The 21,291-nt window shown below is 67.4% G+C and carries 18 protein-coding genes and 1 tRNA gene; 7 read left to right on the top strand and 12 right to left on the bottom strand.

Translation table 11 applies throughout. From position 1 onward, the window contains the following. Window positions 1-69 precede the first annotated feature (69 nt). A complete protein-coding gene (locus tag K9U40_RS16025; protein ID WP_282891136.1) occupies window positions 70-1,092 on the bottom strand; it encodes a polyprenyl synthetase family protein in 1,023 nt (340 codons plus the stop codon). 248 nt (window positions 1,093-1,340) lie between these two features. On the opposite strand from K9U40_RS16025, the gene fni reads away from it, so the two are divergent. Further along, on the top strand, window positions 1,341-2,372 hold the full coding sequence (fni, locus tag K9U40_RS16020; RefSeq protein WP_282891135.1) for a type 2 isopentenyl-diphosphate Delta-isomerase: 1,032 nt from the start codon (window positions 1,341-1,343) through the stop codon (window positions 2,370-2,372). 6 nt (window positions 2,373-2,378) lie between these two features. Here the strand turns inward: fni and K9U40_RS16015 are convergent, their stop codons facing one another. The 3 genes from K9U40_RS16015 to aroC form a co-directional block, all read right to left on the bottom strand. After that, the gene (locus K9U40_RS16015; RefSeq protein WP_282891134.1) at window positions 2,379-3,218 is read right to left on the bottom strand and encodes a DUF1194 domain-containing protein; all 840 of its coding nucleotides are present in this window, start codon (window positions 3,216-3,218) and stop codon (window positions 2,379-2,381) included. A 218-nt stretch (window positions 3,219-3,436) separates the two neighbouring features. Beyond that, window positions 3,437-4,750: a 3,4-dihydroxy-2-butanone-4-phosphate synthase gene (ribB, locus tag K9U40_RS16010; protein ID WP_282891133.1), complete on the bottom strand. Its 1,314-nt coding sequence runs from the start codon at window positions 4,748-4,750 to the stop codon at window positions 3,437-3,439. A 122-nt stretch (window positions 4,751-4,872) separates the two neighbouring features. Further along, window positions 4,873-5,994 carry a chorismate synthase gene (gene aroC, locus K9U40_RS16005; protein ID WP_282891132.1) on the bottom strand — a complete coding sequence of 374 codons (1,122 nt, stop codon included), beginning with the start codon at window positions 5,992-5,994 and terminating at the stop codon, window positions 4,873-4,875. Window positions 5,995-6,176: 182 nt separating this feature from the next. Here aroC and K9U40_RS16000 point away from each other — a divergent pair, with 182 nt between their 5' ends. Next, window positions 6,177-7,493, top strand: a complete 1,317-nt coding sequence (locus K9U40_RS16000) for a hemolysin family protein (protein WP_282891131.1) — start codon at window positions 6,177-6,179, stop codon at window positions 7,491-7,493. Between the two features lie 118 nt (window positions 7,494-7,611). Here K9U40_RS16000 and K9U40_RS15995 read toward each other — a convergent pair whose 3' ends face one another. From K9U40_RS15995 to fabI, 4 genes are all read right to left on the bottom strand, one after another. Then, entirely contained in the window at window positions 7,612-8,364 is a 753-nt protein-coding gene (locus tag K9U40_RS15995; RefSeq protein WP_282891130.1) for a hypothetical protein, read from the bottom strand. A 143-nt stretch (window positions 8,365-8,507) separates the two neighbouring features. Continuing rightward, window positions 8,508-9,098, bottom strand: a complete 591-nt coding sequence (locus K9U40_RS15990; protein ID WP_282891129.1) for a histidine phosphatase family protein — start codon at window positions 9,096-9,098, stop codon at window positions 8,508-8,510. Between the two features lie 70 nt (window positions 9,099-9,168). Continuing rightward, complete coding sequence (locus K9U40_RS15985; protein ID WP_282891128.1) at window positions 9,169-9,675, bottom strand: hypothetical protein; 507 nt, start codon at window positions 9,673-9,675, stop codon at window positions 9,169-9,171. Between the two features lie 44 nt (window positions 9,676-9,719). After that, entirely contained in the window at window positions 9,720-10,547 is an 828-nt protein-coding gene (gene fabI, locus K9U40_RS15980; RefSeq protein ID WP_282891127.1) for an enoyl-ACP reductase FabI, read from the bottom strand. 167 nt (window positions 10,548-10,714) lie between these two features. Between fabI and K9U40_RS15975 the strand changes: the two genes are divergently transcribed. Beyond that, window positions 10,715-10,791: transfer RNA gene (locus K9U40_RS15975), tRNA-Pro, on the top strand. Window positions 10,792-11,289: 498 nt separating this feature from the next. On the opposite strand, the gene K9U40_RS15970 is transcribed toward K9U40_RS15975, so the two are convergent. Both K9U40_RS15970 and K9U40_RS15965 read right to left on the bottom strand, forming a co-directional pair. After that, window positions 11,290-12,477, bottom strand: a complete 1,188-nt coding sequence (locus K9U40_RS15970) for an MFS transporter (protein ID WP_349239439.1) — start codon at window positions 12,475-12,477, stop codon at window positions 11,290-11,292. Beyond that, window positions 12,474-13,835, bottom strand: a complete 1,362-nt coding sequence (locus K9U40_RS15965) for an HdeD family acid-resistance protein (protein WP_282891126.1) — start codon at window positions 13,833-13,835, stop codon at window positions 12,474-12,476. Before K9U40_RS15965 ends, K9U40_RS15970 begins: the two co-directional genes overlap by 4 nt. Before the next feature lie 265 nt (window positions 13,836-14,100). On the opposite strand from K9U40_RS15965, the gene K9U40_RS15960 reads away from it, so the two are divergent. Continuing rightward, complete coding sequence (locus K9U40_RS15960; protein ID WP_282891125.1) at window positions 14,101-14,349, top strand: hypothetical protein; 249 nt, start codon at window positions 14,101-14,103, stop codon at window positions 14,347-14,349. Between the two features lie 18 nt (window positions 14,350-14,367). On the opposite strand, the gene mgtE is transcribed toward K9U40_RS15960, so the two are convergent. Then, window positions 14,368-15,732: a magnesium transporter gene (mgtE, locus tag K9U40_RS15955; RefSeq protein WP_282891124.1), complete on the bottom strand. Its 1,365-nt coding sequence runs from the start codon at window positions 15,730-15,732 to the stop codon at window positions 14,368-14,370. 129 nt (window positions 15,733-15,861) lie between these two features. Next, window positions 15,862-16,473, bottom strand: a complete 612-nt coding sequence (locus K9U40_RS15950) for a carbonic anhydrase (protein ID WP_282891123.1) — start codon at window positions 16,471-16,473, stop codon at window positions 15,862-15,864. 844 nt (window positions 16,474-17,317) lie between these two features. On the opposite strand from K9U40_RS15950, the gene urtA reads away from it, so the two are divergent. From urtA to urtC, 3 genes are all read left to right on the top strand, one after another. Continuing rightward, entirely contained in the window at window positions 17,318-18,550 is a 1,233-nt protein-coding gene (gene urtA / locus K9U40_RS15945; protein ID WP_282891138.1) for an urea ABC transporter substrate-binding protein, read from the top strand. 182 nt (window positions 18,551-18,732) lie between these two features. Continuing rightward, complete coding sequence (urtB, locus tag K9U40_RS15940) at window positions 18,733-20,376, top strand: urea ABC transporter permease subunit UrtB (protein WP_414115004.1); 1,644 nt, start codon at window positions 18,733-18,735, stop codon at window positions 20,374-20,376. A gap of 47 nt (window positions 20,377-20,423) precedes the next feature. Beyond that, window positions 20,424-21,291, top strand: an 868-nt coding sequence (gene urtC / locus K9U40_RS15935; protein ID WP_282891137.1) for an urea ABC transporter permease subunit UrtC, incomplete at its 3' end; no start/stop codon positions are given.

The following is a 21,291-nucleotide window of genomic DNA, read 5'->3' as shown; positions in this document are numbered from 1 at the left end:
TACACCTATTAAGTCGTCGGCAGCGTCAGGTGTGTATAAGAGACAGGGGGTGGTGTCGGGGGGCGGCGCTCACGGCGCCAGCGGCCCCATCAGTTCGCCGAATGCAGCGGTCATGAAATCTCGCAGGGGCTCCTGGCCTTCCGTGTTGGGCCCCAGGTCTTTAGAGGCGGCGAGCGCCCCCGCCAAGTGCTCGGACAGGAGCTTGCGCGCCCGCGGCGCGCCGAGGGAGGCGATGACGGTGGCCTTGTGGGCGTCCTTGCCCACGTCCTTGCCGAGGCTAGCGGAGGAGGCCGAGGCATCGAGGATGTCGTCGAGAATCTGGTAGGCGCGGCCCACATGGCCCGCCAGCGCCTTCAGGTGGCCGAGCTGGGCCTCGTCCGCCCCGGCCACGTGGCCGGCGATCTCCACCGCCGCCGAGAACAGCACGCCGGTCTTGCGGCGGTTCACGTCCTCGGTGGCGGCGAGGCTGCGTCCGGGATTGGGGCGCAGGTCGTCATACTGGCCGCCGCACAGGCCCAGCGAGCCCACCGCCATGGAGAGGATCGCCACCGCCTCGAGCCGCGCCCGCTCGCTCACCCCCTGTGCCGCCGCCGCGACCCCGAAGGCGCGCGACAGCAGGGCAATGGAGGCGAGCACCGCCACGTCCTCGCCGTACTGCACATGGGTGGTGGGCTGGGCGCGCCGCAGGGCGGCGTCGTCCATGCAGGGCAGGTCGTCCACGATCAGCGAGGAGGCGTGGATCATCTCCAGCGCGCAGCCGAAATCCAGCACCGCATGCTCGGAGGCGTTGAGCTGGATGGCCGCGGCGAGGGTGAGGAGGGGCCGCAGCCGCTTGCCCGGAGAGAGCAGGATGTGCCGCATGGCGGCGTGGAGCACCGCCGGGTGGGAGGCCGCAGGCGGCACCAGCAGGCCGAGACGGCGGTCGATCACCGCCCGCAGGAAGGACAGGTCGCGCGAGCGCGGGGGGAAGGCGGCAACGAGCGGCTCGTCCACGTCCGGCGCCCGGTTCGTCTCCGGCTCCGCAACGGCCAGCGCGAGGGTGGGGCCGCCCTGCGGTGCGCCCGGCCGCAGCGCGTCGTGCGGACCTTCCATCGAGGTCCGCCGGTCCCGTCCGCCCTTCCCCATCCACGCCCCTCATCTTCTGCTGTGCTGCGGGGGCGCGCCCCTGCTGGCAGATACGTTGCCAAAATACGTTGCCTTGAACGACTTTAGATCACCCCTTAAGGAATGATGCCAGAGCGCGCCACATGCCGCGCGGCAGATTCTGCCGGCGTGTGGCGTCCTCGCCGCGGCTTCCGGCAAAGCGCGTTCACTTGCGAAGGGGAGGCCCGGCGGGGTCGATGGACGATAGCGACGCGGGTCGGCGCAAGGAAGACCATATCGACATCGTTCTCGCGGGCGGGCGCGTGGCCTCGCGCGTGGATGCGGGCTTCGACCGGCTGCGCTTCGTCCATTGCGCCCTGCCCGAGCTCGATCTCGATGCGGTCGACCTGACCACGCGCGTCCTCGGCCGGACGCTGAAGGCGCCGTTCCTGATTTCCGCCATGACCGGCGGTCCGGCGCGGTCCGAGGCCATCAACGCCCATCTGGCGGAAGCGGCGCAGGCCTTGGGTATCGCCCTTGGCGTCGGCTCCCAGCGCATCGCCATCGAGAACGGTTCCGCCGGCGGCCTCGGCGCGGATCTGCGGCGGCGGGCGCCGGACATCCTTCTCCTCGCCAATCTCGGCGCGGCCCAGCTTCTGGCCAGGGATGGCGGGGATGTTGCCCGCCGCGCGGTGGAGATGATCGGGGCGGATGCCCTCGTCATCCATCTCAACCCCTTGCAGGAAGCCATCCAGGACGGCGGCGACCGGGACTGGCGGGGCGTTCTTGATCGCATCGCCGCGCTTTGCGCCGGCCTTTCCGCCCCGGTGGTGGTGAAGGAGGTGGGCTTCGGCCTCTCCGGCGCCGTGGCGCGGCAGCTGGCGGACTGCGGGGTCGCTGCGCTGGACGTGGCCGGGGCAGGGGGCACCAACTGGGCGCTGGTGGAAGGCGAGCGCGGCACCGGGCGCAGTCGCGCCGTGGCGGCGGCCTTCGCCGACTGGGGCATTCCCACCGCGGATTGCGTTGTGCAGGTGCGGGCGGCCTGTCCGGACCTGCTGCTCATTGCGTCCGGCGGCATCCGCCACGGGGTGGATGCCGCCAAGGCCCTGCGGCTGGGCGCCGATCTGGTGGGTCAGGCCGCCGGCACGCTGAAGGCCGCCGTCACCTCCACGGCGGCGGTGGTCGAGCATTTCGCGCAGATGACGGACCAGTTGCGCATCGCCTGCTTCGCCACCGGCGCGGCGGACCTTGCGGCTCTGCGCCGCGTGCCGCTCGTCAAGGCCGATTGACGAGCCTCAATTGGCCCAGTGGTCCATCCAGATCTTCTCGCCGATGGTGCAGGAGACCCGCGGCGCGGTGGTCGCTGCGCGCTGGACGAGGCCGGGTCCGGGGGGCGGCACCACGCCCGCCACCTCCATCACCAGCTTGGTCTTGATGGCCCGGGCGAACTCTTCCGGGCTCTGCACCGGGATGACGAAGGCACCGGGGCCGCCGATGACGCAATCCTCATAGTAAAAATCGAGCTCCGGCACGTCGAGGGCCGAGGAGGCGACGCGCTTCAGAAGCAGGGGCAGGCCGTTCACGGTGATGCCGCGCTGCACCACCGAGTCGCGGGCCAGCGCCACCGGCGGCCCCTGATTGTTCACGCCGTCGCCGGAAACGTCGATGACGCGCCGCAAGCCCTTGTAGCCGTTGAGGTCGAACTGGTCGGCACTGAACAGGAGGGCGCTGGAGATGGAGGTGCGGTACACCCGCCGCAGCGGCGCGCCCAGCACCTCGTCGGCAAAGGCCCTGGCGGTTTCCGGCCCGTCTATGATGCGCCAGTCCACCACCACCTTCTGCTCGCCTTCGCCCGCCCATTCCACATATTCCATGGCGATGCGTCCGCTGGGGCCGAGCCGCAGGGCGTCGAGAAATTCGCGGGATGTTACGGCCGAAGCATAGCCCTCGCGCTGGAGGGCCTGCTCGTCCGTATCCATGGAGTAGGAAACATCCACCGCGAGCACGAGCTCGAGATCCACGTCGATCCCGGCGGAGGCGGCACGGGCCGGCGGGGCGCCGGGAAGGCAAAGGAAGGCAAGACCGGCCAGGACCGGCAGGCACAACAGACGGGACCAGAAGCGGCGCGAAAACATGGTTTTCTCCCCCGATGGGATTGCGCGGCATCACGTCACACGGATGCTGACACCTTCCGTCGGGGTGGAGAAGAGCTTAGCCGCCTATTTTTGGCTCACGATTTCCGGCGGAAGCGTTGCATTTGCACGCATCCGCACCGAAGACGGAGGTGTCGCCATTCCGTCACAAAGGCTTAGTCGGCCCCGCGCTGCACAAAATTCGTGCAAGGGAGTGCGGTTCACGCGTCGAGGGATTCGGTGTCCACGATCTCGATGCCGAAGCCGGCGAGGCCCACATAGGTCCGCGCCTTGGAGGCCAGGAGGCGAATCGAGACGATGCCGAGGTCCCGCAGGATCTGGGCACCGAGGCCCACCTCGCGCCAGTGGCGATCCCGCTCGGCCTCGCTGGAGCTTTTCTCGCCGCCATGGCCCATGGCGATTGCAGGAACGCCAGCGGTGCCGTCGCGCAGGTAGATGAGCACCCCGCGGCCTTCCGCCTCGATGCGCCCCAGCGCGCGCTGGATGGTCTTGCCGCCGCCGAAGGCGTCGGCAATGGGATCGGCGCGATGGAGGCGCACCAGCACATTCTCGCCGTCGCCGATGCGGCCCTTGACCAAAGCAAGGTGGTTCACCGGGTCGAACGGCGTCACATAGGAAAAGCCCTGCAACTCGCCGACGCAGGTGGGCACGGGAAATTCGGCGGCGCGCGTCACCAGCTTCTCGCGCGCCTGCCGGTAGGCGATGAGGTCCGCCACCGAGATGCGGGTGAAGCCGTGCTTTTCGGCAAAGGCGGTGACCTGCGGACCACGCTGCACGGTGCCGTCGTCATTCACCAACTCGGCGATGACACCCACCGGGGGCACGCCGGCAAGGCGGCACAGATCCACCGCCGCCTCGGTGTGACCGGAGCGCATGAGCACGCCGCCTTCCTTGGCGATGAGCGGGAACACATGGCCGGGGCGCACGAAATCGGCCGCGCCCATGTTGGGATTGGCCAGCGCCCGCACGGTGTTGGTGCGCTCTTCCGCCGAGATGCCGGTGGTGGTGCCGTGCTTCACGTCGATGGAGATGGTGAAGGCGGTGCCCATGGGCGCGTCGTTGTTCGACACCATGGGGTCGAGCCGCAACCGCTTGGCTTCCGACGGGGGCAGGGGCGTGCAGACGATGCCCGACGTGTTGCGGATGATGAAGGCCATCTTCTCGGGCGTCGCCAGGGACGCCGCGAGGATGAGGTCGCCTTCATTCTCCCGATCGTCGTCGTCGGTGACGACCACGATCTCTCCCCGCGCGAACGCTTCGATGGCGGACTGGACGCGGGCCTGGGTGTTATCGGTCACGGGCAAACCTCGGATACGGGGCGCGGGAAGCCCGAGGAAATCGTTGGGTGTCACCTCGTGTCCGGTGGCCGCTGCGATCTTCTCGGCGGTCTCGCGGGAGATCCAGGCGCGGTCGTCGTTGCACAGGGCCGTGACGCTGGCAGGCGACATGCCCACCCGCTTCGCAAAGGCGCTGCGCTTCGTTCCGGTCGCCGAAAGCCATTCCGCGAGCTTCATGGCGCCAGCATAGCGCGGCGAATTTCAGTGACAATGAAAAGTTTCAGATATTCATGGGTGCTGAATGTGGAGGGCGGAAAGGCTGCCGGAGCCGCAGCCTTTCCCTTGCGTGACGGTAGCGGTTACATGGTGGTCCCGCCGAACGGCCACTTCACGCCCTCGCCCACCTGCCCGCGGTGCCGCAGCAGATGGTCGGCCAGCACGCACCACATCATGGCCTCGCCCACCGGCACCGCGCGGATGCCGACGCAGGGGTCGTGGCGGCCCTTGGTGAAGATCTCCGTCTCCTGCCCGGTGCGGTCCACGGTCCGCCGGGGCGTGAGGATGGAGGAGGTCGGCTTCAGCGCGAACCGCGCCACGATGGGCGCCCCGGTGGCGATGCCGCCGAGGATGCCGCCCGCATGGTTGGACAGGAATTGCGGATGCCCCTCATTGCCGAGCCGCATCTCGTCAGCATTCGCCTCGCCGGTGAGGCGGGCGGCGTTGAAGCCCTCGCCGATCTCCACCCCCTTGGCCGCATTGATGCCCAGCAGGGCGCTGGCGAGGTCGGCGTCGAGCTTGCCGTAGAGCGGGGCGCCGAGGCCTGGCGGAACGCCCTCCGCCACCAGCTCGACCACCGCGCCGATGGAGGAGCCGGCCTTGCGGATAGCATCCAGATACTCTTCCCAGAGCGGCACGGTCTTCGGGTCGGGGCAGAAGAAGGGGTTGTTCTGAACCTCGTCCCAGTCCCAGCGGCTGCGGTCGATCTCGATCTCGCCGATGCGCACCACGGCCCCGCGCACGCTCACGCCGGGCAGCACCTTGGCGGCGATGGCACCGGCGGCGACCCGCGTCGCCGTTTCCCGCGCCGAGGAGCGCCCGCCGCCGCGATGGTCGCGGATGCCGTACTTGACGTCGTAGGTGAAGTCCGCGTGCCCCGGCCGGTAGGCGCCGGCAATGTCGGCATAGTCCTTGGAACGCTGGTCCACATTCTCGATGAGGAGGGCGATGGGCGTGCCGGTGGTGACGAGGCCGCCCTCGGGATGCTCCAGCGTGCCGGAGAGCACCTTCACCTCGTCCGGCTCGCGCCTTTGGGTGGTGAAGCGCGACTGGCCGGGGCGGCGCCGGTCAAGGGCGGCCTGCACCTCCTCCACGGTGAAGCGCAGGTTGGGCGGGCAGCCGTCCACCACGCAGCCGATGGCTGCCCCGTGGCTCTCGCCGAAGGTGGTAACCCGAAACAGATGCCCGAACGTGTTGAACGACATGACGCGGCAAAATCCCTCACTCTTGCGCGCTCAATAGACGAGGATGGGAACCAAGGAAACGCTTGTCTCGCCCATTTGTCCCGCGCTACCCCGCGAAACGCGACACTGAATGTTGCCAGCCTGTCACACAGGAGGGCGCAGATGTGCTATGAGGAGCACCGACGGAGCTTTTCTACCCCGCCATGCCTTTACTCGAAATCCTGATCGTCCTTTTCCTGGTGTTGCTCAATGCCGTTCTCGCAGCTGCGGAATTGTCCATCGTCTCGTCCCGCCCGGCTCGTCTGAAGACGCTGGCCGATCGGGGGCGTCGGGGGGCGCTGGCCGCCTTGGCCCTGGGTGAGGAGCCTGGCCGCTTCCTCTCCACGGTGCAGATCGGCATCACCCTCATCGGCATTCTCGCCGGCGCCTTTTCCGGCGCCAGCCTGGGTGAGACGCTCAGCACCTTCCTCCGGGATTCCGGAATGCCGGACAGCTTCGCGCAGCCGGTGGGCTACACGGTGGTGGTGGCCGCCATCACCTATGTGTCGCTGGTGATCGGCGAGCTGATCCCGAAGCGGCTCGCCCTGCAGAATCCCGAGCCGCTCGCCTGTGTCCTCGCGCCGATGATGGTGACCCTCTCCAAGGTGTCGCTGCCGGCGGTGTGGCTGCTCGACGCCTCGACGCGCCTGGTGCTGCGGCTGCTCGGCGAGCGCGGGTCCAGCTCCAGCGCGGTCACCGACGAGGAGATCCGCGCCATCATCACCGAGGCCGAGACCGCCGGCGTCATCGATCCCGCCGAGCGGCGCATGATCGCGGGCGTGATGCGCCTCGCCGACCGGCCGGTGACCGCGATCATGACGCCGCGGCCCGACGTGGAATGGGTGGACATCTCCAAGGATGCGGAGGAGGTGCGCCAGGTGCTCCTCCACACGCCCCATTCGCGCCTCCCCGCCTGCGAGGGCTCGCCGGAGGAGACCATCGGCGTCATCCAGGCCAAGCGCGTGCTCGACGCTTATCTCAAGGGCGAACGGCCCGATCCGCGCCAGTTCGTGCAGCAGGTGCCCTTCATCGTGGAGAATGTGGGGGCGCTCGAGGCCATGCGCATCCTGCGCGGGGCCGAGGTGCCCATGGGCATCGTGGTGGACGAGTATGGCGACATGGCCGGCGTGGTCACCGGCTACGACCTGCTCCTCGCCATCACCGGTTCAGTCGATGCCGACGAGCACGATCAGGCCCGCAACGTGGTGGAGCGTCAGGACGGCAGCTATCTGGTGGCCGGCGAAACGCCCGTCGACGAACTCCGGGACCTGCTCGACGTCGCATTCCCAGTGGATGACGGCTACCACACGGTGGCGGGCTTCGCCCTGTCGCACATCAAGGAACTGCCGCAGGAGGGCGCCGTCTTCACCGCGCTGGGCTGGCGTTTCGAGATCGTGGACATGGACGGCCGGCGCATCGACAAGCTGCTCGTGTCCCGTCCCCACGTCCTCCACCGGCAGAAGGTTGCCGGGGAGGCCTGACGACCCTCACCCTCCATCTCTCTGAATAGACACGGATTGACCGCCCACATTGTAGCGCTTCGGCGATTCAGTGTGGGCGGATCCGTCTTGAGGACGAGGGTATGAAGGCAGGGGGGTCTCAGTCGCGCCGGGCGAGAGAGCGCAGGAAGCCCTCATATTCCTCGGTCAGCTCCATATCCACGCCGAACGCATTCTTCAGCAGGATGTTGGCGATGAAGGGCTGGTCGTTGCGCTTCTCCTCCAGGGTTTCGCGCAGCACCGGGACCGTGTCCTCGATATGCTTGAGGAAGGCGATGCCCTTCTCCAGGGTCTCGTTCCACTTGGCGCGATGCCAGATCGCCAGCGGGTACATGATCTCGTGCACGAAGTTGGACTTGCGCGCCTTCTCGAAGAAGCGCAGCCCCGCGCTCCAGTTCTCCTTGGCCCGGAGCGGTGGCGGCGGGATGTCGCCCAGCAGCATCTTTTTGCCGGCCTGGCCGACGAAATCCTCGAGCGTGACCGGCGCGTCGATCTGGGTGCGGAAGTGCCAGAGCGCGAAATTGCCGGGATATTCCTTGCCCATCATGTCGATGAGGGCGGCTTCCACCTTGTCCACCGCAGCCTTGTCGCCTTTCAGTGCCGCCGTCATGCAGAAGGCGAACACCGCATCGTTGCCCACATTGTGCACGCCGCCCAGGGCCAGCTGGGCGGGGGAGAGCGTGGGGGTCTTGCCGTCGGCGGGAACGGTGGCCTCGCCCGCGCGCAGGTCCGTGATGAACTTCGTGATTTCGAGCCAGCCCATATAGTTGGCGATGAAGGCGTCGGGGTCCACGTGCACGATGGCGAGATTGAGCGGCATCTTCCGCTTTTGCAGTTCGGCCATGTCGGTCATGAAAAAATCCCCCGGGGCTCGGGTCAAAAGGCATCAAGGAAGGCAGAGTCGTCGCGTTCACGACAAAGGTGCCGGGTGTACCGGTTTGACACAGCAAGAAAAATGCCAACGGGGAGGGGTCGGGGGAGGAGGATCAGGCGGCCTTAATCGGCCACCTCGAAGCCCCCGGGGGTCACCACATAAACGGCGCCCTGGCGCACGGGCAGGAGGGCGGCCTCGCCTTCCGGCATGCCCGCCTTCACGTGGAGCAGCGCCCGGATGACGCCGCCATGGGTGACGATGACCGCATCGTCTTCGAGCTCGGCGCAGGCGGCGTTCACCCGCTCGCACAGGTCACCGTAGCTTTCGCCGCCGGGCGGGGTGAAATTCCACGGATCAAGGTCGCGCTTGCGGACGCCGAGCTGGTCGCGGCGGCGCAACTCGGGCCAGGTCTGTCCTTCCCACTGGCCGAACGAGATCTCGGCGAGGCGTGGGTCGGTGGCGAATTCGCCGGCGGGCAGATCGAGGCTGGTGCGCAGGATGCGCATGGTTTCCACCGCCCGCGACAGGGGGCTGGAAACGTAGACGAGGGCCCTGGGATCACCCGCGAGCTGCGGCAGCACGCGGCCGACGCGCCCGGCCTGGATCCGGCCCAGCGCGTTGAGGGGCACGTCGCGCCGCCCCTGCAGGCGCCCGACCACGTTCCAGTCGGTCTCGCCGTGGCGTACCAGAAAAAAGCGTCGCGTGGTCGTCATGGCGCTCGTCATGGCACTCGCACCGGCGCGCGGCTGGACACCAGGGACCGAGGCGCCGCCGTGAGGATGATCACCGCGGGGGGACCGCAATGACGTGGTCATACCAGGCGCCGCGCGGCGGATAGGTCACCCTGAGGGCGATCTGCGATCCCGGCGCCGCCTTGCCCTTGAAGCTGACCACCAGCCCCTTGGCCTGCCGGCCGAGGCAGAGCGTGGTGGCGCCGCCGTCGATGGCCCGGGCAGTGAAGCTGCCATAGCGGATGAACACCTGCCCGCCGGGCGGCGCCGACAGCACCCTGATGGTGGGCACCTGGGTCTGCTGGCAGTTGAAGTCCGCCGTGCCGGCCGCGAACAGCGCGCCCCGCGTGCCCGACCCGCCGATGAGGAAGGCGGTGCCGTATTCGCTCGGCGTCACATAGTCCGGGAACACCGCGCCGCCGGGGCCGAAGATCCGGTCCCGCAGCGGGTATTCCTGGAGGGTCGGCGGGCTCTGCGCGAAGCCTTCTCCGGACGCAGCCAGAAGGCCGGCCGAAACCGCCAGGGCGGACAGGGCGGCGCGAAGGACGATCGCCGGCATGGAACTCTCCTGATGGCGCGCGATGGCGCGGCGCGTTTGCAGTCTCAGTCGCGGACGAGGGCGAGGTCGGGCGCGTCGGGATGCTTCATGCCGACAATATGATATCCGGCATCCACATGATGCACCTCGCCGGTCACACCGCGCGACAAATCGGACACGAGGTAGACGCTGGTGTCTCCCACCTCGTCGGTGGTGACGGTCCGGCGCAGCGGCGAGTTCAGCTCGTTCCATTTCAGGATGTAGCGGAAATCACCGATTCCCGAGGCCGCCAGCGTCTTGATGGGGCCGGCGGAGATGGCGTTGACGCGGATGGCCTTGGGGCCGAGGTCCGCCGCCAGATAGCGCACGCTCGCCTCCAGCGCCGCCTTGGCGACGCCCATGACGTTGTAGTGCGGCATCCACTTTTCCGCACCGTAATAGGTGAGGGTGAGCAGCGATCCGCCGTTGGTCATCAGCTTCTCCGCCCGCTTGGCCACGGCGGTGAAGGAGTAGCAGGAGATGAACATGGTCTTGGTGAAATTGTCGGCCGAGGTGTCCACATAGCGGCCGTCCAGCTCGTCCTTGTTGGAGAAGGCGATGCAGTGGACCACGAAATCCAGGGTGCCGAAGAGCTTCTCCGTCTCGGCGAAGACGGCGTCGAGGGTTTCCGGCTCGGTCACGTCGCAATGGCCGACCAGATGGCCACCCAGCTCGGCGGCCAGAGGCTCGACGCGCTTCTTGAGCGCTTCGCCCTGATAGGTCAGGGCGAGCTCCGCGCCATGGGCGCGCGCGGACTTGGCGATGCCGTAGGCGATGGAACGGTTGTTGGCGACACCGAGAATCAGCCCGCGCTTGCCCTTCAGAAGACCGCTCGCGAAACCGTCCGTCGCCATTGACCCAACTCCACATGCTCAAGCCATTGAAGCCCGTTGGCGCGGCGAAAGCACGAGCGACGGGGCGCGCTTCCTATGGCATGGGGCCATCCACCGTTCAAGCGAGGCCGCCACACTCTGCCTCTTGCATCGCGCAATAGGGGGCGCTATACGCAGCGCCTCTGGATCGGAGTGTAGCGCAGTCTGGTAGCGCACCACGTTCGGGACGTGGGGGTCGCAGGTTCAAATCCTGCCACTCCGACCAGCTGATCGACAGGCTCGGAATTGAGGTTCCGCCGTCCTTCGACCCACGTCATCCCCTGCTGCATAGAGATGCCGAAAGCCACGGGAGACCATTGTGTCCCGGCGTCGAGGCTTGCCCATCGCGCAGGGGCGTCATGCGACGTCGTCCGGCGGAAGGGGCGGGAATCACTCCTGCGGATCGAACACCACCAAAACCCTCCTGCCGGATCGCGGGGTTGTCCCCTTCTAAGGCCTGTTTGAAAATTCCCGCCGGGAAGCTTTTCGGCAGCTGGGCGCTCTACCCGGCTCGTCATGGCCGGGCTTGTCCCGGCCATGACGACGGCTCTTTTCCGGCGACATGCATAAGCCTGCCGGATTTTCCAAACAGTCCCTAAGCTCGCCCCCTCGGCCCGCCTGATGATGCGAATCGCCTTTGGCCCGCGCCCTCATCCCCGGTTTTCGATCGACTCGATGCAGCCGTACCGGGCTTTCGCCGCCGCACCGCGGCCAAGGGGCGCCCTCAGGTCGCGCCCTTCAGCCGCCAGGCGGCCAGTGCGAAGGCGGCGCAGACGAGGGTGGCGAAGATGGCAAGGCCGTGCATGTGAACCTGCATGGCAAAGCCGGCGCCGAGGGGGCCCACCAGCGCGCCCAGACCCCAGAACAGGCCCGACACCGCATAGATGCCCACCAGGTCGCCGCCCCTGAAGCGGCTGCCCACCAGCGTGATCATGATGGTGTAGATGCCCACGAACGCGCCGCCCCACACGAACAGCAGGGCATAGGTGGCGAGCGTGCTGCCGAGGGCGAGCGGCCACACCGCCGCCCCGACGGCGGAGAGCGTCGCCAGCGCGATGACGAGACGGCGCCGGTCCATCTTGTCGCCGAGCCAGCCGATGGGCATCTGGAGCGCGATCGCGCCGATCATCATCACCGACATCAGCCTCGTCGCATTTTCCTCGCCCCAGCCGAGGTTCACGGCATAGAGGGCGAGGAAGGAGAGGCCCGCGGTCTCGATGGCGGCATTGAGCAGGGTCGCGCTCAGGGCCAGCGGGGCGAGGCGCACGAAACGCACGGGATTGCCCACCGTCGGCTCGTCGAAATGGGGTGCGATGATGCGCGGTGACGCAACGAAGAGCGCGGCGAGGAGCGCGATGCCCGCGCCCGTCACGTAGGGCAGCGCGCCGTCGGTGCCCACCAGGGAGAGGATGATCGGCCCCAGCGCGAGCCCCACCGAGAGCGCGGCCGTATAGGCCGCCATGGAGCGGGCGCGTGTCTCCTCGGTGGAAAGGGCGTTGATCCAGGTCTCGGAGGTCACGAACAGCGCTTCCGCCGCCATGCCGAGGAACAGCCGCAGCACGAACCACGCGGCCAGCATCGGCAGCAGCGGAAAGGCGATGAGCGCCACGGCGGAAATGGCGATGGAGAGGAAGATGAGCTTTCGCGGCCCCAGCGTCGCGACCAGACGCGGCAGCACCACGGCGGTGACCAGCACGCCCACGGCATGCATGGCCGCATTGGCGCCGATCACGCCCTCGCTGAACCCGCGCGCGGCGAGGTCGAAGGCGATGAGCGGCGCCGTCAGCGAGTAGGTGAGCCCGAACACCATCGCGGTGGCGATGACCGCCCCACGGGCCAGCACGGAGCCCGGGCCTTGGGTGAGCCCGTTGCGCGCAACTTCCGGGGACGCTTCGGCTGCCTGCTCGGTCATGAGTCGCTCATGCTGGCCCGTGCGGCCGCGGCCGCGCCGGTCGGGGCGGGATGGGGGCGCCTGAAGCGCTTCAGGAAGTCCCGGAGCCGTGCCGCGAACGGCGGCGGGGCGGGCTCGATGATGCGCTTCAGGGTGTTGGCGTAGTCGAGCACGAGGCCCGGCGTCCAGCTCATGGCCTCGGCCCGCGAGCGGATATAGGCGGCCGCCCACACGTCCGGATTGGCCAGCAGCGTCGCCACCCTGAGCCACGGCATGCGCGAGGCGAGCACGCCTTCGAGGGCGGAATCGAGGGCCGCCGCCACCACCACGGAGCAGTTGCGGTTGGTGAGGTTATAGGTGTCGTCCTGCCGGTAGCCGGCCCAGAAGGCGCGCAGCCGCCGGGCGTCGAAGCGGGTGAATTCCACCAGCGCATCCGCCTCGCACCAGTTCGTCACCTCATGGATATAGGAGGGCTGGAAGCGGCCTTTCACGTCGTTCTCGGCGGTGGCGCGCAGGATGCGGGCGAACTCTTCCGGCGGGTGATCGATCTCGTCGGCCGGATAGTGGCTGATATAGAGGTCGGGCTCCAGTTCCAGCGCCGCATGACCGGTGGAGATGGCGCCGGTGCGGTCCACGGCCGCGATGTAGCGGTCGATGAGCGGGCGGTGCGCGGGCACGTCCGCCGAGCCCGCCGGGGTCCATACCCGCACCTTCATGGGCCCGTGGGAGGGCGGCAGCGGGCTGCTCTCGTCCACGATCACCGGCGCGTTGTCATACCAGTTGCGCCCGCCATAGAGAGGCAGGGCGAGGATCGCCACCTCGGAGAGGTGGGCGCGCAGCATCAGGCTCGCGCGCATGAGGATCCAGCCGGACATGAGCAGCAGGAGGCTGATGCACAGCGGAACCTTGATCTCGTGGGAGAACGGCCAGCGGCTGGCGATGATCGCCGCCAGCACGATCTCGACGATGCCGACCGCCACCGTCGCCCGCCACAGGCGGAAGCGCACCACCAGGGCTGTTGCGATGCGCGCCGCGCCGTCGATGAGGAAGGCGGCGCCGAACAGCAGCGACAGCGCCATGCCGTCGCGCGCCTGATAGTCGAGGATGAAGGTGCCCACGAAGACGAGGGCGAGGGCGCGGGCAAGCGCGAGGCTCCGGCTCTGGATCCCGCGCAGGGCGAAGATGCCGAGCACGCTGAGCAGCCCTTCCAGCACGAAGACCCCGCCGAACACCTGCGTCGCCACCGACATGGTGCCGTCCATAGCGTCGATGAGGATGAGGCAGGCGACGCCGATGAACGCGAGGGCGATGACGAGCAGCACCCACCAGCGGTCGCGCAGGGCACGGGCCCCCACCAGGATGAACGCGATCTGGACCATGAGCGGACGGGCTTCATCGTGGAGGCGGAACCGGCCGGGACGATGAAGCCCGGATCGGAACCGTCTTTCTTCGATCAAGATGTAGGGCAATCTGCTGCCGAAACGGAAGCGATTCCGCGTCCGCCTCTTCAGGCGGAAACGGACCCTGGCTGTCGCTGGCCGCGATCCCCCGATGGAGGGCGCGGCCGCACCGCCGTCTTCGCCCGGAACCGCGGCGGCGCCTTGAAGGTTGCCCTTCGGGATCCAACGCGGACGGAGGTTTCATATGACCAGAAACGACATGGCGCGCCTGAAGGCGGATGCATCAGGCAATACCGGCCTGAGCGCGGTTCTCGCGGAAGCGGTGGACGGCTTCTCCAGCACCGAGGATGCGGTGCGCTTCCTCGGCTCGCGGGGATTCGAGGTGACGGCGTCGGACCTCGCCGACGCGGCGGCGGATGCCGATGACGCATCCGCCGGAACGCAGGAGGGCGACGGCTACGGCGCGCTGATGTGCTTCCTGCGCCGCAATTGAGGCGGGCGCGGTGGCCCGCTACAGGATGGTGCCGTGCAGGAACAGCCACGCCACCGAGAAATAGATGACGATGCCGGTCACATCCACGAGGGTGGCGATGAAGGGCGCCGATGCCGAGGCGGGATCGAAGCCCAGCCGCTTCAGCGCGAACGGCAGCAGCGATCCGGCCATGGAGCCGAAGGTGACGATGCCCACCAGCGCGGCGCCGATGGTGATGGCCAGCAGCTTCCAGTGCTCGCCGTAATCGAAGATGCCGGCCTCCTGCCACACCACGATGCGCACGATGCCGATGACGCCGAGAATGGCGCCGAGCACCAGGCCCGTGGGGAACTCGCGCAGAGCGACGCGCCACCAGTCCCGCAGCCGCACCTCGTGCAGGGCCAGCGCGCGGATGATGAGGGAGGTGGCCTGGGAGCCCGAATTGCCGCCCGAGCTCATCACCAGCGGAATGAACAGGGCCAGCACGATGGCCTTCTCCAGCTCGTCCGCATAGACCTGCATGGCGCTGGTGGTGAGCATTTCGGAGAGGAACAGCACGCACAGCCAGCCGCCGCGCTTCTTGATCATCTCGAGGAAGGAGATGTCGAGATAGGGCTTGTCGATGGCCTCCATGCCGCCCATGCGCTGCACGTCCTCGGTCTGCTCCTCGATCATGGCGTCGATCACGTCGTCCACCGTCACGATGCCGAGCACGTGGCCCGTGGTGTCCACCACCGGCACGGCGAGGAAGTCGTATTTGGAGATGGTGCGCGCCACCTCCTCCTGTGGCATCTGGGGCGGGACGGTGATGGGCGCGTAGAGATGAGCCACCGACAGGATGGGCGCCTCGGGGTCGCCGGAGATGAGGCGGCGCAGGGAGACGGTGTTGACGAGGCGCTTCGTGGCCGGGTCCAGCACATAGATGGCGTAGACGGTTTCGCGGCTGTGCTCCACCTCGCGGATGTGGGCGAGGGTCTGCCCGACGGTCCAGTTCGAGGGCACGCTGACATATTCGGTGGTCATCAGCGCGCCGGCAGACCCGTCCGGGTAGGTCAGCAGATGGTCGATGGCGCCGCGCGTCTCCGGGGTCAGCGCCTCGCGCAGGCGGGTCTGAACCGGATCCTCGATCCAGCGCAGCACGTCGGAGGCCCGGTCGGCCGACATGCCTTCCAGAAGCGCCACCGCCTTGTCTTGCGGCAGGGCCTCGATCACCTCGCAGGCATCGTGGAACTGGGGCTGGTCGAGCACCTCCACGGCCCATGGCAGCGGCATGTGGGAGACAAGCTCGGTGGCTTCCCCGGCGGTTTTGCCGTTCAGGAATTCCACGATGTCCGCCACATGGTCGCGCCCGAGGCGCGCGGCAATGGTGGCCTTGTCCAGATCCTGTGTCGCGACGATGTTCATCGGCCCCCCCTTGCGCACCCTGCTGCGGTTCCTGTCGCCGCCCCTGACCCGGTGCCGGTCCGACCTAGCGAACCTGTCCTTCAACGGAATGACACGATGGCGGCGCGCGCCGGCCGGGGGGATGGCGGGTCAGACGGCCTTGAAGGTGCCGTCGTCGTCGAGCATCTCCAGCCGGCCGGTGGCAACGCCGAAATAGGCCCCGTGCAGCTTCAGGTCGCCGGCCGCGATTCGCTCCGCGACCCACGGGAAGCCGGCGAGGTTCGCCAGGGAGAGCTTGACGCAGCATTGCTCGCAGAAGCGCTGGCGCTCCTCGCGCGGAATGCTCGCGTCCTCGGCCATGAGCCGGGCCGGCTCGGCGATCTTCATCCAGCCCGCCACGAAGTCCTCGGCGCCGGGCGGGGCGCCCTCCAGCAAAGCGTGGACGCCGCCGCACTGGGCGTGGCCCATCACCACCACGTCCCGCACCTTCAGCACGCGGACCGCGAACTCGATGGCGGCCGATGTGCCGTGATAGTTGGCGTCGGGCTGGAAGGGGGGCACCAGATTGGCCACGTTGCGGACGACGAACATCTCGCCCGGGCCGGCGTCGAAGATCATCTGCGGGTCGACGCGACTGTCCGAGCAGGCGATGATGAGGGTCTCCGGCTTCTGGCCCCGCGCGGCAAGCCGCTCAAACAGCTGCTTGCGCTCGGGCCATGCAATTTCGCGGAATCTTCTGTAGCCCGAGATGAGGTCGTCCACGCGCCGTTCTCCTGTTCAGAGCCTGGGCACGGAAATCCAAGCACGACAGCCGAGTCAAGCCCGCCGAATTGCCTGCCTTGGCGGGCCGCCGCGCTGCAGGGGAGGGCGGCTTCGTTCGCGTCGAGGGGAGCCCGACGCGCCACTCGCACGTTGCTTGGTACACGCGCCGCTCTGCCTGCATCGCAAGCTGATCGGACAACGCGTTCTCTTTCTTGAGTTTAGAGCGCGGTTCACCGAGCAAATTGATTCCATTTTCTCGGATCTCGCTCTAGGCATGAAAGCGGATTTCAAACGCATGGAAAGATAATGCGCTGACTTTTGCTGTTGATCATGGGCACTCCTCTTTCCGTGAGCATCATATCCCACTTTTCAAATTCATATGATGTCGGGAATGCTTGCCGGGTGTTGAGAGTGAGGTGATGGGACCGGCGCATGTTGCCGGCCGCGTTCGTTTGCCCATAATTATGCACATAAATTATGCAATTCAGATCAATTGTGTGCCGTCAGCCTGTGGTCAAATCGGCGGCGGAGGTCGCTGGTCGGTTCTTCGACCCCTGCCGTTTCGGTGGCCGCGAAGAGGCTGCCTGTTATGTGGGCGAGAGTCGCGTCATCGCTCGCCTCTTTTTAGAGCATTCGGGGCCGGCATGCGGGTTTCGTTCGCGGTTACCCGCCTGCCCGGTCGGGCGCAGGCGGGTTGCCAAGCCTTGGCACGCGCCTTGCTGACATGCCCACGGGCCGGCCCGACGGGCCGTCGCAACAGGGGAGAGAGCGCATGCTCGGTTTGCTGGGACAGGCGACCAGGGGTTTTGGGGCGCTCGCCGCCGCCGCCGCCATCGCTGTCACGATGGGGATGGGCGTGGCCAAGGCGCAGGAGACCATCAAGGTCGGCATCCTGCATTCACTGTCGGGCACCATGGCCATCAGCGAGACGACGCTGAAGGACGCGATGCTCATGCTCATCGAGGAGCAAAACAAGAAGGGCGGCCTGCTGGGCAAGAAGCTCGAGGCCGTGGTGGTGGACCCCGCCTCCAACTGGCCGCTGTTCGCCGAAAAGGCGCGCGAGCTCATCACCAAGGACAAGGTTGCGGCCGTGTTCGGCTGCTGGACCTCGGTCAGCCGCAAGTCGGTGCTGCCGGTGTTCAAGGAGCTCAACAATATCCTCTTCTACCCGGTGCAGTACGAGGGCGAGGAGAGTGAGCGCAACGTCTTCTACACCGGCGCCGCGCCGAACCAGCAGGCCATTCCCGCGGTGGACTACCTCGCCAACGAGGAAAAGGTGGAGCGCTGGGTGCTCGCGGGCACCGACTATGTCTATCCCCGCACCACCAACAAGATCCTGGAAGCCTACCTGAAGTCCCGCGGCGTGAAGGCCGAGGACATCATGATCAACTACACGCCGTTCGGACATTCCGACTGGCAGACCATCGTGTCCGACATCAAGAAGTTCGGCTCGGCGGGCAAGAAGACGGCGGTAGTCTCCACCATCAATGGCGATGCCAACGTGCCGTTCTACAAGGAGCTGGCCAACCAGGGCATCAAGGCCACCGACATTCCGGTCGTCGCCTTCTCGGTGGGCGAGGAAGAGCTGGCCGGCATCGACACCAAGCCGCTCGTCGGTCATCTGGCGGCATGGAACTACTTCATGTCCATCGACACGCCGGAGAACAAGGACTTCATCGCCAAGTGGCACGCCTTCACCAAGGATCCCAAGCGCGTCACCAACGATCCCATGGAAGCCCACTATATCGGCTTCAACATGTGGGTGAAGGCGGTGGAGAAGGCCGGCACGACCGACCAGGACAAGGTCATCGCCGCGCTTCCCGGCATCAAGCAGGCCAACCTCACCGGCGGCGTGTCCGAGATGCTCCCCAACCACCACATCACCAAGCCCGTCTTCATCGGCGAGATCGAGAGCAACGGCCAGTTCGACGTGGTGTGGAAGACAAAGGACCTCATCCCCGGCGAAGCCTGGTCGAAGTATCTCGAAGGTTCCAAGAACCTGGTCGCCGACTGGGTGAAGCTAAACTGCGGCAACTTCGACAGCGTCAAGAACGTCTGCCTCTCGGCTGCGAAGTGAGCGCACGCGCGTGACCTTCGCGTCCAAGCGGGCGTGGATTTTTTAAGGATTTCATCTCGAACCCTCTCGTACCGTCCCGTCAGGGGCGCCTCTCCCTCTCCCCGAAAAGGGGAGGGGGAGCCTCGCTCTTCCCGTCGCGAGCCGCCGGCACCACCGGCTGCGCTGGAGCGGATACCTTCATGATGCGCCTGCGCCTTCCCGTTCCGCCGGCCCTCGCGCGGCTCCTCGCGCTTCCCCTTCTCGCCCTTCTCCTTCTGGCTGTCCTTGTGCCCGTCGGCGCGGTGCGCGCCCAGGGCCAGGGCGACATTTCGGCCATCGTCGCGAAATTCGCGAATGACAGCTATTCGGACACGTCCGATGCGCTCGCCCAGCTCGCCGCCACCGGCAGCGCGCAGGCCGCCGCGGTGGTGGACGCCCTCAATGCCGGGCAGCTTGTCTTCGACCCGGCCACCAAAAGCGTGTTCATCCGCACCCCGGCAGGCGTGCTCGACGCGAGCACCGGCGCCGCCGTCGCCAACCCGCCGGCGAACCTGTCCGTCGTGCGCGCCAACAACCGCGTGCGCCGCGCCATCGACGCGGCCGCCGGGGCGCTCTCATTGCTCCATCCCGACCCCGCCCGCCGCGCCGATGCGGCGGCCGCCGTCTTCAAGTCGCGCGATGCCGCTGCGCTGGGGACGGTGGAAGCCGCCATCGCCAAGGAGACGGTGCCCGCCGTCAAGGAAGCCCTGGAGCAGGCCCGCGCCGCCATCCTCGTGGGCAAGGCGGAGGTTTCGGAAGCCGAGCGGCGCCTTGCCGTCCAGAAGATCACCGCCCGTGGCGACCAGGAGGCCATCAGTCTCTTGCGCAGCCTCCCGGCGGACGCGCCCGCCAGCCTGAAGGCGGCGGCCGAGGCCGGCATCGCCAAGGTGGAACAGAACCTCAGGTTCTGGGCGGTGGCGCAGAATGTCTGGTACGGCCTGTCGCTGGGCTCCGTGCTGCTGCTGGCGGCCATCGGCCTTGCCATCACCTTCGGCGTCATGGGGGTCATCAACATGGCCCATGGCGAGATGGTGATGCTCGGCGCCTATACCACCTTCGTGGTGCAGGACGTCATCCGCAATTCGGCGCCCCAACTGTTCGACTGGTCCCTCGCCATCGCCCTGCCGCTCGCCTTCCTGTTCACGGCGCTGGTGGGCATCCTCATCGAGCGCACGGTCATCCGTTTCCTCTACGGCCGGCCGCTGGAGACCCTGCTCGCAACCTGGGGTGTCTCGCTGATCCTCCAGCAGGCGGTGCGCTCCGTGTTCGGCCCCACCAACCAGGAGGTGGGGGCGCCCTCCTGGATGTCCGGGGCATTCCAGGTGGGGCAATTGTCCATCACCTACAACCGCCTGTGGATCATCGTCTTCGCGCTGCTGGTGTTCTTCGCGCTGCTGCTGGTGTTGAAGCGCACGCCGCTCGGCCTCTACGTCCGCGCCGTGACGCAGAACCGGCGCATGGCGGCGGCCATGGGCATCCGCACCGGGCGCATCGACGCGCTCACCTTCGGCCTCGGCTCCGGCATCGCCGGCATCGCGGGCGTGGCGCTCTCGCAGATCGACAATGTGAGCCCCAACCTCGGGCAGGGCTACATCATCGACAGCTTCATGGTGGTGGTGTTCGGCGGGGTGGGGAACCTCTGGGGCACCCTGGTGGGCGCCTTCACCCTCGGCATCGCCAACAAGCTGCTTGAGCCCTTCGCCGGCGCGGTGCTGGGCAAGATCCTTCTGCTCGTCTTCATCATCCTGTTCATCCAGAAGCGCCCGCGCGGCCTGTTCGCGCTCAAGGGCCGGGCGGTGGAATCGTGAAACAGTCCGGCATCATCGACCGCACCGGCGGCATCTTCCTTTTCGTCATGCTGGCGGTGGCGGTGCTGGTGCCCGCCTCCAACCTGCTGCTGCCCCCCGGCCATCCGCTGCATGTGCCGGACTACATGATCCCGCTGCTCGGCAAGTACCTCACCTATGCGCTGCTCGCCGTGGCTGTGGATCTGGTGTGGGGCTATTGCGGCGTGCTCTCGCTGGGCCACGGCGCCTTCTTCGCGCTGGGCGGCTATGCCATGGGCATGTACCTCATGCGCCAGATCGGCCCGCGCGGCGTCTACGGCAATCCGGTGCTGCCCGATTTCATGGTGTTCCTCAACTACAAGGAACTGCCGTGGTTCTGGCACGGCTTCGACATGTTCCCCTTTGCCATGCTGATGGTGGTGCTGGTGCCCGGGGCGCTGGCCTTCGTGTTCGGCTGGTTCGCCTTCCGCTCGCGGGTGACGGGCGTGTACCTCTCCATCATCACCCAGGCCATGACGTTCGCGCTCATGCTCGCTTTCTTCCGCAACGACATGGGCTTCGGCGGCAATAACGGCCTCACCGATTTCAAGGACATCCTGGGCTTTCCCATCTCGGCGCCGGGCACGCGGCTCACCTTGTTCGTGGCGTCGGCGGTGGCGCTGGCGGCCGGCTATCTCATCTGCCGGGCGCTGGTGACCTCCAAATACGGCAAGGTGCTGGTGGCCGTGCGCGACGCGGAGAGCCGCACCCGCTTCCTCGGCTACCGGGTGCAGAACTACAAGCTGGTGGCCTGGGTGCTCTCCGCCATGCTGGCGGGCGTCGCCGGCGCGCTTTACGTGCCGCAGGTGGGCATCATCAACCCGTCCGAGTTCGCCCCGGCCCAGTCCATCGAGATGGTGATCTGGGTGGCGGTGGGCGGGCGCGGCACGCTGGTGG

The organism is Xanthobacter autotrophicus (assembly GCF_030015065.1).
GTDB lineage: Bacteria > Pseudomonadota > Alphaproteobacteria > Rhizobiales > Xanthobacteraceae > Xanthobacter > Xanthobacter autotrophicus_D.
This window is presented reverse-complemented; position numbering and strand designations above follow the sequence as displayed.